The sequence below is a fragment of the Lysobacter sp. HA35 genome (genome assembly GCF_054061195.1).
In genome coordinates this window covers 1,888,140-1,904,670 of the sequence record NZ_JBSSDY010000001.1, presented here as the reverse complement: position 1 = coordinate 1,904,670, position 16,531 = coordinate 1,888,140, and the positions used below count along the sequence as shown (strand labels likewise).

The window sequence follows — 16,531 nt, the reverse complement described above, 5'->3', positions numbered from 1 at the left end:
CGTAAGTGGGCGACGGACACGATCGACGCCGGCAACTGTCGGGATCCGACCCTTTCCAAGCCGATTTGAATCCGCGCGCAGTCTGTCTACGGCCGTGCTCCACCGTGATTCTTCGACGCGAATGCGGCTTGCCACGCGCATCCCATACGTCCGCAACATCGCGGCCTGACTCCATGTCCACACAGCAGCGACGACCATGGCGCATTCCCCGCGAGGCCGACGCATGTCCGGAAACACGCATCGCGCCATCGTCGTGGCACTCGGCGCCAACCTTGCGATCGCCTTGGCCAAGGGCGCTGCGGCGCTTTTCACCGGGTCGGGCGCGATGCTCGCCGAAACGGTGCATTCGTTCGCCGATTGCGGGAACCAGCTGCTGTTGCTGCTCGGCCTGCGCCAGGCCGCGCGTCCGCCGTCGCCCGACCATCCGCTCGGGCACGGCAAGGCCGTCTATTTCTGGTCGTTCCTCGTCGCGGTGATGTTGTTCACCGTCGGCGGCATGTTTTCGCTGTACGAAGGCGTGCACAAACTGCAGCATCCCGAGCCGGTGACGCAGTGGGGCTGGGCGGTCGGCATCCTGGTCTTCAGTCTTGTCGCGGAAGGCGTGTCGACGCGCGCCGCCCTGCGCGAGGCCGCGGACGAACGACGCGGGCGCTCGCTATGGCGCTGGTTCCGTGACACGCGCCAGGCGGAATTGATCGTCGTGGTCGGCGAGAACATCGCCGCCATGTGCGGGCTCGCGGTCGCACTGCTGGCCATCGCCCTCACGGTGCTCACGGGCAACCCACTGTGGGACGCGCTCGGCACGATCCTGATCGGCGCGCTGCTCATCGTCGTCGCCGTGTTCGTGGCCATCGAGGTGAAGGCGATGCTGATCGGGCAGAGCATCGATCCCGCGCGCGAAGCCGAGATGCGCGAGTTCATCGCGTCGCAGCCCGGAATCACCGGCGTGCTGTCGCTCATTACGTTGCAGATGGGCGCGGATGTCGTCGTGTCCGCGCATGTGCAGATGCGTGGCGATGTTCTGCTGTCGGCGCAGGTGGAGGCGATCGACGCGGTGGAGCGCAAGCTCAAGCAGCGTTACCCGGAGGTGCGTTGGTCGTTCTTCGAGCCGCAGGTCGACGCCGGCAGCGCGCGGGACTGAGTCCGTTCGCGCGTGAAGCGTGACCCTGATCGCACCGAACCGATCGGCGCTGCCAACGTGCGACGATCGCCGTTCAAGCCACGAGGTCGCCCATGAATCGCCACGCGCTCGCTATCGCCACGTCCCTGGTCCTCGCCGTGACCGCGTCGCAGGCCGGAGCCGCTACTCCGGACCCGTCGGAGCCCGCATTTCGCGCGCTCTACAAGGAGCTGGTCGAGATCGACACGACCCGCTCTTCGGGCGACTGCACGCGCGCCGTAGAGGCCATGCGCGCGCATCTGGCCGCAGCTGGCCTCCCGGCCGACGACATGCACATCTATGCACCCGCCGACCGCCCGAAGGACGGTGCACTGGTCGCGGTGTTGCGCGGACGCGAGGCGTCGCTCAAGCCGCTGCTGCTGCTCGCGCACATCGACGTCGTCGAAGCGCGGCGTCAGGACTGGGTGCGTGATCCGTTCAAGCTGACCGAGGACAACGGCTGGTTCTACGCACGCGGCGCCGCGGACGACAAGGCGATGGCCGCCGTGTTCACCGACGCACTCGTGCGCATGAAGCAGGAGCGCTACGTGCCGCGCCGCAGCCTGAAGCTCGCGCTGACCTGCGGCGAGGAAACGGCGGACGTCTTCAACAGCGTGCGTTGGCTGACCCGCGACAAGCCCGACGTGCTCGATGCCGCGTTCGCGCTCAACGAAGGCGCGGGTGGCGAGCTCGATGCCTCGGGCCGTGCGGTCGCGTTGCAGGTGCAAGCCGGCGAGAAGGTCTATCAGGACTTCACGTTGTCGATGACCGACAGCGGCGGGCACAGCGCGCGCGCGAAGAAGCGCAACATCATCAGCCTCATGGGCGGCGCGCTCGCACGGGTCGGCGAGTTCCGCTTCCCGATCCGCCCGAACGCGGCCACGCGCGCGTACTTCGAGGCGCAGTCGAAGCTCGTGTCAGCCGACGTGGCCGCGGACATGCACGCAGCCATCGCGGCCACACCGAACGAGGATGCGGTGTCGCGACTGTGGGACATCAATCCGAGCTGGAACAGCATGCTGCGCACCACGTGCATCGCCACGATGATCAATGGCGGCCACGCGCCGAACGCGCAGCCGCAGAGCGTCACCGCCAACGTGAACTGCCGGATCCTGCCCGACACCACGATCGCCGACGTGCAGGCCACCCTGCAGCGTGTCGTGGCCGATGACGGCATCAAGATCGCGACCGTGGGCGAAGCCGCGGTGTTCGCACCCGTTCCGCCGCTGGGCGCGGACATCCTTGCACCCGTGCGCGACGTTGCCGCGTCGATCTGGCCCGGTGTCGCAATTGTCCCCACCATGTCGAGCGGCGCGACCGACGGACGTTTCCTCAACGCGGCCGGAATTCCCACCTACGGCATTTCCGGCATGTTCCAGGACGCCGAGGGCAGCCACGCGCATGGTCTGGACGAGCGCATCCCGGTCAAGTCGCTGATGGATGGTCGTCGCTTCCTGTATGCGCTGGTCAAGCGCTACGCGGACGCGCCTTCGACGAAATAGGTTTCGTCGTGACCGCCGGTCGTGCGCGCGGCGTGGATGTAATACACGTCGCTGCATGGCGGCGTGCGTCAGCGTTGACCGCCAAGCGCGTGGGTGATTGGAGCGCGAGCGCGTTACGCGCCCGTTTTAAACGTCAGCGATCTGGCGGATCGACCACGTCTTCCGACGCCCTCACTTCTGCATCGGTAAAGCGTGAGTCTCCCGAAACATATTGCGCATACCGCCCGTTCCAGCCGATATCGGGCGTGGCTTGGGTGAACGTGGATCGGGTGCAGGTGCATACGTCACGTACCGACAAAAGAATAGAAGCCGAGAGCACGGTCCAGCCCGGCACCGACCGAAAACATCCGTCGGTCGGATGTGTTCGCATCAATGAGAATTCCTCACGTACGGGTAACGCAATCGGGCCGAGATTCAACAGCGAATGAACGGTTTCGCTTGCACTGCGCTTGGCGTCTTACCAAGTCGAGCGCTGCGAAATTAGAGGGAAATTACTCTAGGCGAGATCCACATCGACGGTCGCAACAGTGCTTCGGGTACGGGCCGAAGCGCTACTTCAGTTGTGAATGATGCGGCCGGGAAGCACGGCAACGAATCGCCGCCTCACCTATAACGTGAGGCGCGCGGAGAGCTGCGCCCTGCAATAGCGATATGCACTACGAAAACGGCTCGGTCATGGAACCCGATGGTGGCCGCGTTTGCATCGAGGACCTGTTTGACCCGTACGCGTTGAGCGACTGACGCATGCGCATGTCATCAGGCGAACCGTCGGGTTTCGGCGTCCCGGAGCAGCATCATGCAAGTCGACCAGGCAAGCCTTCGCAGGCTCGTGAACCATGACTTGACCGACACGTTGCTCCGCGTCGTGCTGATCATCCTCCTGGTGTTCCTGTGCGTTCGGGTGTTCTCGCCGTTCGCGCGTCTGTTGACGCTCGCCATGATCCTGGCGGTCGCGCTGTATCCGCTTTACCTGCGCGTGGTGCGATGGTTCGGCGGGCGGCGAGGGTGGTCTGCCACCGCGCTCGTGCTGTCGAGCCTGCTGTTGCTCGGCACGCCGATCGCGCTTCTGGGCGCGACGGTCACCAGCGAGTTGAGCGAGCTCTACCAGCGCGTGGAAGACGACAACCTGGCAATCAAGTCGCCGGACCCGAGTGTCGCGGAATGGCCGGTTGTCGGTCCGCGTGTGTTCGCGACATGGAATTCCGCGGCGAGCAATCTGCCGTCGTTCCTGAAACAGAACCGCGAGGTGCTGCGCGGCTACGCGAAGAAGGTGCTCGCGATCGCGGCGGGCGGCGCGTCGACCGCCGGCATGTTCCTGCTGGGCATCATCGTCGCCGGCGTCCTGATGGTTTACGCGGACGCGGCGCACAACGTGTTCCGACGAATCTTCATCCGGTTGACGAGCGCGGAGCAGGGGCCGCAGATGCAGACGCTGTGCATCGCGACGATTCGTTCGGTTGCGACCGGCGTCGTCGGCGTCGCCTTCATCCAGGCGATCCTGCTCGGCGTCGGCTTTATGCTCGCCGGCGTGCCCGGCGCCGGTGTGCTTGCATTGATCGCGATGTTCCTCGGCATTTTGCAGGTGCCCGCATTGCTGGTGTCGCTGCCTGCGTTGGCATGGTTGTGGATGGCGGACGACGGGAGCTCGACGGTGTTCAAAGTCATCTTCAGCGCGTGGTTCGTCGTCGCCGGGCTTGCGGACAACGTGCTCAAGCCGCTGCTGCTCGGGCGTGGTGTCGACGCACCCATGCTGGTGATCCTGATCGGTGCGATCGGCGGCATGGTGACCGGCGGCATGGCCGGCCTGTTCCTTGGTGCGGTGCTGCTGGCGGTGGGCTACCAGATCTTCATGCAATGGGTCGATCGCGGCGTCGCCGAGGCGACCGTCCCCGCGCCCGTCGTGATCGCGCCCGTGGCTATTCCCGAGTAGCGGCCCGTGCGACGCATCGGCACCGTGTTGATGCTGGCGTCGGTCGTGCTGCTCCAAGGCTGCGTCACGCTGGGTCCCGACTATCGCGAGCCCGACGTCGTCTGGCTGCAGTCATGGCAGCCCGGTCTCTACGGCGAGGTTGCGAATGGCGATGCGCAGACGCAGGTCGACCTGCACTTCTGGTGGCGCGCTTTCAACGACCCGGTACTGAACGGGCTGATCGAAACCGCGCGTCGCGAAAACCCATCGCTGCGAATCGCCGGACTTCGGATTCTCGAAAGCCGTGCCGTGCTTGGCATCGCGGGCAGCAACCAGTACCCGCAGGTGCAGCGTCTCAGCGGTTCGGCGACGTATGTCGACAATCGCGAGAGCGGCGGCGCAGGGCCCGACTCGCATCAGCACGTCACCGCCTACAACGCGGGCTTCGAGCTGGCGTGGGAGCTGGATTTCTGGGGCCGGTTCAAGCGCGGTATCGAGTCGGCCGAAGCGGGCTACTTCGCCTCGATCACCAACCAGCAGGACGTGCAGGTGCTGTTGAGTGCGCAGGTCGCGTCGCTGTATTACGCATATCGCACTACGTTGCTGCGCATCGACATCGCGCGCAAGAACGCGGCCATCCAGAAGCGCAGTCTCGACATCACCCGACGCCTGCACGTGCACGGGCAGGAATCGGAATTCGACTTCCAGCAGGCGAAAGCGCAGTACCTGGGAACACTGGCGACGATTCCGGAACAGGAAGCCGACCTCGTCCAGCTTCGCAATGCGCTGTCCGCCGTGCTGGGGCGTCCGCCCGGCGACCTCCCGGAGCTCGCGTCGGCAGGCGGGCCATTGCCGACCGTGGAGTCCGCCGTCATCACCGAACTTCCCGCGCAGCTGTTGCTGCGTCGTCGCGACGTGCGGACTGCGGCGTGGCAGGTCGCGGCACAGTCCGCGCAGATCGGCATCGCGAAGGCCGACTACTTTCCCGCGATCACCTTGCTCGGCAGCATCGGCTGGTCGTCCGACACGATGGGCGCCACGCCGAACGTGACGCGCATCGCCGGCGGTCCGGCACTGACATGGAACATCTTCGACTACGGTCGCATCCGCAATAACGTGCGCCTGCAGGATGCGCGGCTGCAGCAGTCGATCGAGCTGTTCCAGAACAGCGCGCTGCTCGCGGCGCAGGAAATCGACGATGCGGCCATCGCGGTGGTCAAGACCGGCGAGCAGCAGGTGCCGCTGCATGGTGCGGCGCGCGCCGCGGAGCGATCGCTCGATCTCGCGAACACGTCGTACAAGGAAGGCTATCTCGGCTTCGATCGCGTGCTGGACGCACAACGCGTGCTGTTCACGCAGGCCGAGCGCGAGCTTCTCAACGACAGCGCGCACATCAACGCGGTGATCGCGATGTACAAGGCGGTCGGTGGGGGCTGGGTGGACATGCCGATCGATGACATCGTGCCCGAACAGACGCGCGCCACCATGGAAGCGCGGACGCGTTGGGGCGACCTCTTGCGTGCACCGCTTCCGGCGGACGCCAGCCACGGAAAGGATTCGAAATGAGCGACGAACAAGCGCCACCCGGCGATGCGAAGGCGACCGTCGGCAAAGGCGGGCGCATCGTCGGCATCGTGATCGCACTCAGCCTCGTGCTGTACCTGTTGGCCGACCGCTACACGCCGTACACGTCGCAGGCCCGGGTCGAAGGCTACGTGGTCGGCGTCGCGCCGAAAGTCGCCGGAGCGGTGACGAAGATTTCGGTCGCCAATGACCAGTCGGTCAAGGCCGGGCAGGCATTGCTGGAAATCGATCCGTCGCAATACCGCATCGCGCTGGCGAAGGCGCAATCCGACCTTGCGAACGCGCACCGGCAGTTCGGCGCCGGCAGTGCGACGGTGCAGGCCTCGCGCGCAAAGCTGCAGGCCGCGCGTGCTGCGGAACTCGCCGCGCGGCAGGACGCGATGCGCCTGCGTCGCCTGCGCGAAGAGGACGAAGGCACGATCTCTGTGCGCCGGCAGGAAGTCGCCGATGCCGGCCTGCAACAGGCCGCCGCGCAGGTGAGCGCCGCCGAAGCCGACATCCGTCGCGCCATCGAACAGATGGGCGGCGACAACGTCGGCGACAACACCGCGCTGGAAACCGCGATGACCGCCGTCGACAAGGCGCAGCTCGACATGGCGAACACGGTGGTGAAGGCGCCTGCAGCGGGCGTCATCACCGACCTTCGCACCGACGTCGGCCTGTATGCCGGCACGGGCAGCCCGGTGCTGACGCTGATCGCGATCCGCGATGTGTGGATCGATGCGGAGTTCACCGAGAACAACCTCGGCCACATGCGCGTGGGAACGCCGGTCGACATCGTGTTCGATGCACTGCCGGGGCGTGTGTTCAAGGGTCAGGTGCGCAGCATCGGACTGGGCGTCAGTGCGGGCAACGCGCCGCCGCCCGGCACGTTGCCGTCGATCGACAACAACCGCGACTGGTTGCGGCAATCGCAGCGGTTCCCGGTGATCGTCGGGTTCGATGCACGCCAGGATCCGGATCTTCGCGATGCATTGCGCGTCGGCGGGCAGGCCTCCGTGCTCGCCTACGGAAGCGGTGGCGGCGTGCTGGCGTTGCTCGGAAAGCTGTACATCCGCGTGGCGAGCCTGCTGTCCTACGCGTACTGACGTCGATGATGCCGCTCGGCGCCAGGAGAACGTTCCGGTTCGCCGCGGTCATGGCGCTGTCGCTGGCGATCGCCTATGGCATCGCCACGCCGTTCCCGTTCCTCGCGCCGCTGTTCGCGATCTTCCTCACCGCGAAACCGGCACCGCCGATGGGGCCGAAGACGCTTTTCAAGCTCCTGCTGGTCGTGTTCGTCACGTTGGGAACAGGACTCGTGCTGGCGCCGGTGCTGCGCTACTACCCGTTGACCGGCGTGTTGCTGGTCGCGGTTGGCGTCTTCGCCAGCACGTACATGGGCGTGGGCCTGGGGAAGGGGTTGGTGTCGACGCTGTTCACCGTCGGCCTGACGATGATTCCCGCCGCCGCGCTCATCGAACATGCGGTCGCGTTGTCGGTGGTGCAGGCGTTGATGATCGGCATCGCGGTGGCGATCGCATGCCAGTGGCTGGTCTATCCGTTCTTTCCGGAAGACGCGGCGATTGCGCCGCCTCCAAAGGCTGCACCTGCCGATACCAGCGACGCCGCATGGATCGCGTTGCGCACGATGATCATCGTGTTGCCGCCGGTGCTGCTGGCGTTTACCAACCCATCGCTGTACATGGCGATCATCATGAAAGCCGTCCTGCTGGGTCAGCAGGGTTCCGCGGTCAATGCACGCGCGGCGGGAATCGAACTCGTCGGGTCCACCGCGCTCGCCGGGGTGTTTGCCACCGCGTTCTGGATCGCGCTGCAGGCCTGGCCCGAACTCTGGATGTTCTTCCTGTGGACGCTGCTGTTCGGTCTATATCTCGGCGCCAGGTTGTATCGCGTCGCCGCGACGCAATTTCCGGCGTCGTTCTGGATCAACGTCGGCGTGACGATGCTGATCCTCGTCGGACCCGCGGTGTCGGACAGTTCGGGCGGTGGCGTGCGTGCCGCGTTCGTGCAGCGGCTGGCGCTGTTCCTTGCAGTGACTGTGTACGCGTGGGGCGCGATCGTCGTGCTCGAGCGATTGCGTGGCGCGCGCACGGCACGGCGCGTTGAGAAGGTGGCGCCGACGTAGAGAAGTTTCGCGACTCGACCACCTTCGTGTGGTGCGTCAGTCCAACCGTGGCGGCGTCCCCGCGCTCAGCCGTATTCGCGTGGCAGGCTCACCCGGAACGTCACGATTCCTTCGTCAGCCACCAGCTCGAGGCTCGCTTCCAGAAGCTCGGCGAGGTGTTTCGCAAGCAGCAGGCTGACGCCGTCTCGCGACGCGACGGGAATGCGGCCCTCGATCAACGCCCGCTCGCATCCGGTCGGTGCGATACCCGCGGCCTGTTGAGCGCGATCGGTGGCGTCGGCGATCGCCTGCGTGATGGCGGGCGTGCCGTCGGACGGGAAATGCCCGACGTGCTGGCGCACGACGATCACCCATCGTCTGGTGTCACGTCGGTCATCGCTCCATTCGACGTCGATCGGCCCGACCGATTCGGACATCAGGCCCGACAACATGAGATGGCGAACCAGCAGCCGCACCTTTGCCGCATCTGCCTCGACGACGTAAGGCTCCGGGCCGTCCCACGTCAGCTGGCTTCCGGAAAGCTCGGCGTGTGGTGCCATCCCGGCGACGAGCAACATCAGCGCGGACCCCATGTCGACAGGTGCGGCGTCGCACTTCTCGACACCCGCTTCCAGCCGCGCCAGCAGCACCATGTCGTTCAACGATCGGTCCAGCGCGGAAACGCTCTCGCGCGCCAGTGCGTACAGTTCAGCGCGTTCCGCATCGGTCTGTGCGCCTTCGAGCAGCGTGCTGGATGTCATGACGGTCGAAAGATTGCCTCGAAGACCGGTCACTGCACGCCCCAGACCATGAGCCCGCTCGACGCTCAGTTGCCGGAACTTGTCCAGGACTTCGCCGAGCTCCTGCAGCCGGGTCGCGGCTTCGGCCTGGTGCAGCCGCTGGAATTCGAGTGCGCTCTCGCAAAGCTGCTCGCCCGCGAGATCCGCCCACAGCATTTCGGCCTTGATGAAACCGTCCGCTTCTGCGGTCGCGCGCTTCATCCGGGCGTTGGCGAGTTCGAGCACAACGGCGGCGTTGAAGTGCGTCCACTCGCGGATGACGTCGCGCAGCGAATAGCCCTGAAGCCAGCGTGTTTTCGCATGCGCGTGCGCGTACTGGAACTGGTCGGATTCGGCGGTGACCGCTGGTTGCGGCCAACTTTTCAGGATGCGGAAGAATGCTTCGAGCACATCCGGGAAGTGGTCGTAAAGCTGCTTGCGCGTCCAGTCCGACGTCGAAAGCGTGTTGTCGTTATGCAGACGCTCCCGCCAGTGTTCAAGAATAGTTGGGCGCCGCTGCTCCAGCTCTGCTGCCAGCGCCGCGAGTGTTCCTTCTGCGATCACAACGTCTCCATGGTGGCCTGCGAGGGTGAAGCGAGCGGTGCGACCCAACGCCGATGGGCATCGCGTCGTTGCGCCTGCGGCCACCGTGTGGCGTAAGGATCGCAACCGCGAACGCGGTGCGCCGATCAACCGCGTTTGTGATGTGTGCGGGCCCGCGACGGCGTGGTGCACGCACCGGCAACCGTCGGAATCTGCCGTCGGAAGCATCGACTCGACGTCCACGGCGGACGCAGCGTCATCTTCGATACGTCCATTTTTCAAAACGGCGTTCGCGACGTCGTGAAGCCAGCCGTAGGTCGGACCACTACAGTTGCCGTACGCGATGCGTCGGCGTGACTTGATGCGGCTACATGCGACCCGTTTTCTCTGCCGCAACCGCCTGCGGGGCAATCGAATGCAACCGGCAGAACGAATCAATACGCGACGGCGCGATTCCGAGTACTGAACCTATTGGCCGCTCAGGGCGCGAGATTGAATGTCATCTCGCGCGTGGTGGTCTTGCCGCCAACCGTAAGCGTCATGCGGGCGACGTTCGCGCCGGCGTACGCCAGATCGCTTCGTTCCCATTCGACGGCGGCGAACGCGATCGCGCCGCCGAGGCGGGCGTCGGTCCCTGTCGTCACGAGGAAACGCTGTACGACCTTGCCGCCGTGCAGTACCGACACCTCGCCCGTGGGCTTGGTGCCGCCGCCATACGGCACGTAGAACTCCATGTGCTCGCCGACGCGAACCGAGGTCGCCGCAACTTCGTCACCGTCGCGCTCGACCGCAATACCCATCGCGCCGATGCTCCCGGCTGCGAGCGGCGCTGCAGCCGATTCGAGCGAGAAGTGCCATTGGCAGTTGGTCTGCGACGCGATGTACAGCGCATACGTGCCAGCGGGCAATTTGAGCGGCGCGGGCCCGAGCGAGAATGGCCCGGTCGAGGTGATGGGCGCCGGGCCGCCGAGCTGCGTGGAGTCGTGCGTCGGCGACACGCGCTGCAGGTTGCCAACGAAGATGCAGCTGCTCCGTCCGGCCAGCGGTGAGTACGCCGCATGCACGTAGATCGAATAGCTGCCGCCGTGCAGCGTGAAGGGGTGATTGCCGCCGCGGTCGCCGTGGAAGAACACTGATTCGCCGGCGTGGGCGCGCAGCGCCATCGCGAGCGCTGCAACGAGCATCGAAGAACGCATGTGCTTCATCCGTATCCCCCGGCAGTTGATCGCCACGGCCGGCAGAGCACCGCCGCTGGGTCGAAATCTACCTACTCCAGGACGGCAGCGCACCACGACGCGGATCGGCAGGCAGGCGCGTGCGCTGCGATCGGATTCACGCACGCCCGTGTGTGCGTTGCGAGGGAGTGCGCTCAGTCGAGCTTGAGTCGCACGAAACCCATGGCGCCCGTCGGATGACGGCCGCCGTACGCGTCGTCGAGCGCTTCCGGAACAAAGTTCAGTGCGACCAGGCCGCCGACGCCGAACGAAAGGTGCTGCGCGATGCGGAAGTCGCGCACGACGCCCACCGACACCTTGCCCACGCGATACGCCGGGCCGTGTCCGTGGCCGCCTTCGACGAGTTCGCGGTTCTCGGTGATCTCGCCGCGACTGAACACGGTCCAGTCGTTCTGCTTGATCGATGCTTCCGCAGCGAACGCGTCGTCGTCGAACGATTCGCCGTGCTGCGTGATCGACTTGCGTCCCCAGGCGAGCGTGGTGGCGAGCTTGCGTCCCGACGACAGCTCGCGCGCGTACAACGCGCTTGCCGACCAGCGCTTCTGGTCGACGCCGGGTTCGAGTTGCTCCGGGTCCTTGAAGTCGCCCCAGCTGGCTTGCAGCGCAAGCGTGTCCGTGGGGTTCCATGATGCGCGGATCGACGTCGAATCCAGCACGCCGGTTTCGATGTTCCAGCGATGCTCGTCCGGCTCACGCGCGTTGAAGCGGCTGACTTCGATTTTCGCGCGGTCGAACACGAAGCCGCCGGTCAGCACGCCCATGGTGATGTGCGTGGAATCGAGCCAGTGATGCGTAATCGGCGCCTCGGGCGAATCCATGATCGCTTCGCGATGCATGAAGGCAGGTGGGCCGAACGCGGGCTCCCCGGGAAGACCGGCGTAGGCGAACACGATGCGGTTCGCGCCGATGTTGTGCGATACGGAAGCCGACAGCTCCATGAAGGCATCGTGCGGATGCTGGCGGTCGACGAGCGGATCGACGCCGTTCGCCGTCTCGCCGCTGGCGAGCAGCAGTGGATACCCGCGCGCGCCCATCAACGGATCCGGGCTCAGCATCGCCTTGAGCTGCAACGTGCCGCCGCCCAGCGGCCGCTGCGCCATGCCCATCCACATGCCGGACGCGAACGTCGCATCGTCGCCACGCGGACCGGATTGGTGATCGGCAACCACGTTGAGCACGCCGTGCGACATCAGCATCCAGTCACCGCGCATGAGGTGCAGCCCGGCGTGACTGGACGTATCCGGTTGCCACGACGTGCCGGAGCTCTCGCGGTTCATCGTGTACGGACCGAGCGCACCCTGCATCGACATCGCCATGTGATGCGTCGCGGGCATCGACATGTCGCCCATGTGCTCGTGCTGCTCGGTCGAGGGTTCAGAAGATGAGGGCGCCTGTTCCGTCGGCGGCGGCGACATGTCCATGCCGGCGTGGGTGTCGTGCTGCGCGGCCGCTGGCGTCGCATGGACGAGGAGCGCGGCGACTGCAGCGATGAGGCGGGTCTTCAAGCGGTATTCCTGGGGCGTGGAAGCGAATGCCGCGCCATTCTAGGTCGGCATGTCGTCCGTTGCGGTCGCTTCGACGGGCAAGGGCACGGCGCGACGCGAGTCGCCGGCCGTTGCGACGGTCAAGCCGCCGTCTCCTGCAGCGACATGAACGCGGCGAACCGACGTGACGCGCACGATCTCACCGTGCAGCGTGCCGGGCTCGATTCGCACGACTGCATCGACCACAACGCCGGCCAACAACACGTGCTGCAGCGCGATCAGCTCGTCGGTCGTAACCAGGCGAGTGAGGTGCAAGGGCTCGTCCGTCGCCATGCAATCGCGACGCGACCAAGGCGCGAGCCGCATACGCATCGTCCAGACGTCGCCGTCCAAACGTTCCGCGCAGGCGCCCTCGTCAGTCACGACGCCACTTACGTGCAGAGTCGGCGTCCGCATGCGACGCCAAAGTCGGGCCGGCACGACGCGCTCTTACTCGGGCATGCCCGCGGCATCGGGCTGATACAGCACGGCTTTCAGGCGCAGACGCGACAGTCGACCGCCCGGCATCGGCCAGTCGATCGCATCGCCCACGCTCAGGCCGAGCAACGCGGCACCCACAGGCGCGAATACCGACACGTATTGCGGACATGCGGACGCCACATCGGGATAGACGACGCGCACCGTGCGCTCGACGCCGGTGCCTTCATCTTCGACGACGACGCTCGAGTTCATGGTGACGACGTCCGCCGGAATTTCGCTCGGCTGGCGTACGTCGGCGCGTGCGATTTCCTCTTCGAGCCGCCCGGCTTCTTCGGAACCGGCGAACACCGGCGACGCCAGCAGCGCTTCGAGGCGTCGCGCATCGCGAACGGACATGATCAGGCGCGGCGTGTGCATGGCGGCTTCCCCAATCGCTCGACGATCGTCGACGTGACAAGCACAACCGTAGGTCGCGGCTCCGTGCAGGGTCAATCGACGCGCCACGTTCACGACAGCGATCGTTCAGATCGCGACGGCCTTCACATCTTTTTTGCCGCTGGCGATTGCGAATCGCGTGTGCAAGTCGGGCGAGGCGCATCCTTTCGCGCTGCATCGAGACAGAGCGCGTAAGCGCGCGATGCATGACGGAACGAATGTGGCACAACCTCGTTTCTGCTTCGCTAAAGCACGTGGTGGCGCGCGCGTGCTCTCAGTGCGCGGCGAATCCTTCGCATGATCCTGCACGTACGTCGTCACGCCCTGCGGCAATGGAGGCACTGGTACGTCTCGGCCACCAAACCGCCCGTCGGAACATGACCAATGACCTAGACCAATCGGTCTAGACAGTCCGGTCTAGATGGCGCAGGATCGCCGCAGCCCCATCGCGAGCGCCTCCGTGCCCCAGCCCCGCCGCAAGCCGCCGAAGCCCACGCCCGCCGAACTCGAACTGCTGCGCGTGCTGTGGTCGCTCGGGCCGGCGACCGTGCGCGACGTGCATCAGGTGCGGCAGCAGGAGCGGCCGGATGCCACCTACGCCACCGTGCTGCGCCTGATGCAGGTGATGCATGGCAAGGGACTGCTGCTGCGCGACGAAAGCCAGCGTTCGCACGTGTACACCGCGGTGCAGAAGGCCGACACCCTGCGTACCGGCCTGCTCGGCGACCTGATCCAGCGCGCGTTCGCGGGCTCCGGCAAGGATCTCGTGCTCGCCGCGCTCAAGGGCCACGTGTCGAGCGAAGAGCGCGAGGAAATCCGTCGTTTCCTGAAGGAGTCGGGCGATGAATGACGCGTGGGTCGATCTGGTCCCGTTGCTCGGTCGCACGCTGCTGCATTTTCTCTGGCAGGGCGCGCTGATCGGCGTCGCGGCGGCTGCTGCGCTGTTTGCATTGCGACATGGGCGGCCGCAGGCACGATATCTCGCAGGCTGCGTCGCGATGCTTGCGTGCGTTGTCGCGCCGGTCGCCACCTTCATGCGTCTCGCGCAGACGCCACGTGCAGTGACGACGGTCGCGGGCGACGCGTTCTTCCACGCAACACCCGTCGCGACAATCGCATCGCCGCAGTCGTCGATCGATGGGGTGCTGCCTTGGCTCGTGGCGATTTGGGCTGGCGGCGCAGTCGTGTTCGGCATCCGCATGCTGATGGGCGTTGCCTGGGTCGAACGCCTGCGTCGTACGGCGCAGGACGACACGCACGGTGCGTGGCAGTCGCGCATCGACGCGCTCGCCGCACGCATGGGAATTTCCGCCAGCGTGCCGCTCCGTTTCGTGGACGGTTTGGCATCGCCAGTCACCGCCGGCTGGTGGAAGCCGGTCGTGTTGTTGCCGACGGCGCTTGCGATGCAGATGCCGGCCGCGCTGGTGGAAGCGCTGATCGCGCACGAACTCGCGCACATCCGTCGCCACGATTACATCGTCAACCTGATGCAGTCGATCGTGGAAGCGCTGCTGTTCTACCACCCGGTGGTCTGGTGGTTGTCGAAGCGTGTTCGAGCCGAACGTGAACTTGTCGCGGACGCCATCGCGGCCGACACGATCGGCGAACCGCGCCGCATGGCGATCGCCCTATCCGAACTTTCCGAACTCAACACCGCGGCGCCATTGCCGCGTCCCATGCTCGCCGCCCGAGGAGGTGACCTCATGTCCCGCATCCAGAACCTGCTTCGTCCCGCGACACCCGCCGCCGGTGGCCGTCTCGCGATCCCCGTCATCGCGCTCGTCGGACTGGGCCTCGCGGTGTATGCGCAGGCGACCGTCGCGCCGCAGCCGGCCAAACCTGTCGCGTCCCCGACGCCCGTCGCTGCTGCGTTGCCCGCACCGAAAGCCACGAGCGCCGCGATCCCGATGACACCAGTCGCCGCTCAGGCCGCCGCCGATGCCGCCAGCGCTTCGATTGCACGTGATCCGACGCCGAGCCGCCGTCCGGTCGAGCCGGTCGAGCCTGTGGCGCCGATCGCGCCTATCGAAACGCGCGAGGTCGAGCGCGCGGTCGAACGGGCCGGCGATTCGCAGCGCGATGCTTACGCCGGCATTGCGCAGTCACGCGACTCCATGCATGCCGGATCGATGGATATCGATGACGACGTTCTGATGTTCGATCGCGACGGCAAGCGCTATCGCGTCACCGATCCTGCGTTCGTCGCACGCGTCAATCGCACGTGGACCGGTACCCGCGCCATCGCCGACCGCATGAGCGCGCTCGGCATGCAGATGAGCGCACACGGCGCGAACATGAGCGCGATCGGGCAGTCGATGCACGAAGCGGCGCTCGACCCGCAGCGCGCCGCGGCGATGAAGGCCGCGGAGGTCAAGTTGAACGCGACTGCACAGGAATACGGACGGCTCGCCGCGCAGGCCGCGTTGTCGGATCACGATGCGGCGATGGATGCGCAACTCGAGAAGCTCAACGCGGAGATCGGCCGTCAGAGTTCGATCATCGCGGAGCAGGCGCGACTGGCGACGGCGCCGATGGCGGATCTGGAGCGACGCATGAACGAGGCAGCCAAGCCCATGCACGCGCTCGAAGGCCAGATGCACGAGCTCGAGAAGCAGGAGCGCGCCGCGTCGACGGTTGCGCAGCGCGAAACCGACCGGCTGATCGAGGAAGCGGTGTCGCGCGGGCTGGCGCAGCCGATCGAGAACCGCTGAGTCGAATCAGGACGTGGCGACGCTCGCCCTCGTCACGTCGAACAGTGCCGCGACGGCGCGTTGCACCGCCTGCACGTTGGCAGGCGCGACGAACTCGCCGGCCGCATCGAATGCATCGCCGGCGCGACTGACCGACACCATCGTCGGCAAAACGCGCGCGTTGAGCCCGAGTTCCAACGACTGCCGCAACGCCATCAGCCCGCGATAACCGCCGAGCCCACCCGGCGACGCCGAACCGAGCGCGAACACCGGGCCGCCGAACGCAGCCGGGATGCCGCCGTCTTCGCGAACGCGCGAGATCCAGTCGATCGTGTTCTTCGTCAGCGGCGGAATGCCGGCGTTGTATTCGGGGCTGACGATGAATACGCCGGAACTCTCGCGGAACATCGCATGCAGTCGGCGCGCAGGTTCGGGCACGCCGTGCTCGGCTTCGAGGTCGCCGTCGTACAGCGGCAGCGCGTACTCGCGCAGGTCGACCTCGGTGACGTCGGCACTCTTTGCGCGCAGCTCGCGCGCGACGAGTTTCGCCAGGCTGCGGTTGAACGAGCCGGTGCGGTTGGACCCCGGGATGACGAGCACGCGCGGACTGGACATGGGGGCGAC

Annotated in this window: 14 protein-coding genes; 8 read left to right on the top strand and 6 right to left on the bottom strand. The window is 66.2% G+C overall.

The features are described from left to right. Positions 1 to 223: 223 nt before the first annotated feature. The 6 genes from ACVWZN_RS09360 (at position 224) to ACVWZN_RS09335 (ending at position 8,282) form a co-directional block, all read left to right on the top strand. Positions 224 to 1,141, top strand: coding sequence for a cation diffusion facilitator family transporter (locus ACVWZN_RS09360; protein ID WP_456953571.1), 918 nt, complete (start codon positions 224 to 226; stop codon positions 1,139 to 1,141). A 92-nt stretch (positions 1,142 to 1,233) separates the two neighbouring features. Continuing rightward, the gene (locus ACVWZN_RS09355; RefSeq protein ID WP_456953570.1) at positions 1,234 to 2,661 is read left to right on the top strand and encodes a M20/M25/M40 family metallo-hydrolase; all 1,428 of its coding nucleotides are present in this window, start codon (positions 1,234 to 1,236) and stop codon (positions 2,659 to 2,661) included. Positions 2,662 to 3,502: 841 nt separating this feature from the next. Further along, positions 3,503 to 4,591, top strand: coding sequence for an AI-2E family transporter (locus ACVWZN_RS09350; protein ID WP_196804310.1), 1,089 nt, complete (start codon positions 3,503 to 3,505; stop codon positions 4,589 to 4,591). A 6-nt stretch (positions 4,592 to 4,597) separates the two neighbouring features. Further along, positions 4,598 to 6,136 (top strand): efflux transporter outer membrane subunit, encoded by a 1,539-nt coding sequence (locus tag ACVWZN_RS09345; RefSeq protein ID WP_456953569.1) that lies wholly within the window; start codon positions 4,598 to 4,600, stop codon positions 6,134 to 6,136. After that, entirely contained in the window at positions 6,133 to 7,242 is a 1,110-nt protein-coding gene (locus ACVWZN_RS09340) for an HlyD family secretion protein (protein WP_456953568.1), read from the top strand. The genes ACVWZN_RS09345 and ACVWZN_RS09340 overlap by 4 nt, the downstream gene beginning before the upstream one ends. Before the next feature lie 5 nt (positions 7,243 to 7,247). Further along, the gene (locus tag ACVWZN_RS09335) at positions 7,248 to 8,282 is read left to right on the top strand and encodes a DUF2955 domain-containing protein (protein WP_456953567.1); all 1,035 of its coding nucleotides are present in this window, start codon (positions 7,248 to 7,250) and stop codon (positions 8,280 to 8,282) included. A 65-nt stretch (positions 8,283 to 8,347) separates the two neighbouring features. Here the strand turns inward: ACVWZN_RS09335 and ACVWZN_RS09330 are convergent, their stop codons facing one another. The 5 genes from ACVWZN_RS09330 to rnk form a co-directional block, all read right to left on the bottom strand. After that, entirely contained in the window at positions 8,348 to 10,021 is a 1,674-nt protein-coding gene (locus tag ACVWZN_RS09330) for an RsbRD N-terminal domain-containing protein (protein WP_456953566.1), read from the bottom strand. Between the two features lie 41 nt (positions 10,022 to 10,062). Beyond that, the gene (locus tag ACVWZN_RS09325) at positions 10,063 to 10,779 is read right to left on the bottom strand and encodes a hypothetical protein (protein ID WP_456953565.1); all 717 of its coding nucleotides are present in this window, start codon (positions 10,777 to 10,779) and stop codon (positions 10,063 to 10,065) included. Between the two features lie 173 nt (positions 10,780 to 10,952). Then, a complete protein-coding gene (locus tag ACVWZN_RS09320; protein ID WP_456953564.1) occupies positions 10,953 to 12,323 on the bottom strand; it encodes a hypothetical protein in 1,371 nt (456 codons plus the stop codon). 39 nt (positions 12,324 to 12,362) lie between these two features. Further along, a complete protein-coding gene (locus ACVWZN_RS09315; RefSeq protein ID WP_456953563.1) occupies positions 12,363 to 12,725 on the bottom strand; it encodes a hypothetical protein in 363 nt (120 codons plus the stop codon). 66 nt (positions 12,726 to 12,791) lie between these two features. Continuing rightward, on the bottom strand, positions 12,792 to 13,199 hold the full coding sequence (gene rnk / locus ACVWZN_RS09310; RefSeq protein ID WP_027081962.1) for a nucleoside diphosphate kinase regulator: 408 nt from the start codon (positions 13,197 to 13,199) through the stop codon (positions 12,792 to 12,794). Between the two features lie 478 nt (positions 13,200 to 13,677). Here rnk and ACVWZN_RS09305 point away from each other — a divergent pair, with 478 nt between their 5' ends. Together ACVWZN_RS09305 and ACVWZN_RS09300 are read left to right on the top strand one after the other, a co-directional pair. Next, complete coding sequence (locus ACVWZN_RS09305; RefSeq protein ID WP_456953562.1) at positions 13,678 to 14,067, top strand: BlaI/MecI/CopY family transcriptional regulator; 390 nt, start codon at positions 13,678 to 13,680, stop codon at positions 14,065 to 14,067. Next, entirely contained in the window at positions 14,060 to 15,928 is a 1,869-nt protein-coding gene (locus ACVWZN_RS09300) for a M56 family metallopeptidase (protein WP_456953561.1), read from the top strand. The genes ACVWZN_RS09305 and ACVWZN_RS09300 overlap by 8 nt, the downstream gene beginning before the upstream one ends. Before the next feature lie 6 nt (positions 15,929 to 15,934). Here the strand turns inward: ACVWZN_RS09300 and ACVWZN_RS09295 are convergent, their stop codons facing one another. Further along, complete coding sequence (locus tag ACVWZN_RS09295; RefSeq protein ID WP_456953560.1) at positions 15,935 to 16,522, bottom strand: NADPH-dependent FMN reductase; 588 nt, start codon at positions 16,520 to 16,522, stop codon at positions 15,935 to 15,937. Positions 16,523 to 16,531 lie beyond the last annotated feature (9 nt).

Bases quoted from the DNA above. Each gene is read 5' to 3' on its own strand.
- ACVWZN_RS09360 (WP_456953571.1), top strand. From the start codon at position 224: ATGTCCGGAAACACGCATCGCGCCATCGTCGTGGCACTCGGCGCCAAC.
- ACVWZN_RS09355 (WP_456953570.1), top strand. From the start codon at position 1,234: ATGAATCGCCACGCGCTCGCTATCGCCACGTCCCTGGTCCTCGCCGTG.
- ACVWZN_RS09340 (WP_456953568.1), top strand. From the start codon at position 6,133: ATGAGCGACGAACAAGCGCCACCCGGCGATGCGAAGGCGACCGTCGGC.
- ACVWZN_RS09335 (WP_456953567.1), top strand. From the start codon at position 7,248: ATGATGCCGCTCGGCGCCAGGAGAACGTTCCGGTTCGCCGCGGTCATG.
- ACVWZN_RS09325 (WP_456953565.1), bottom strand. From the start codon at position 10,779: ATGCGTTCTTCGATGCTCGTTGCAGCGCTCGCGATGGCGCTGCGCGCC.
- rnk (WP_027081962.1), bottom strand. From the start codon at position 13,199: ATGCACACGCCGCGCCTGATCATGTCCGTTCGCGATGCGCGACGCCTC.
- ACVWZN_RS09300 (WP_456953561.1), top strand. From the start codon at position 14,060: ATGAATGACGCGTGGGTCGATCTGGTCCCGTTGCTCGGTCGCACGCTG.
- ACVWZN_RS09295 (WP_456953560.1), bottom strand. From the start codon at position 16,522: ATGTCCAGTCCGCGCGTGCTCGTCATCCCGGGGTCCAACCGCACCGGC.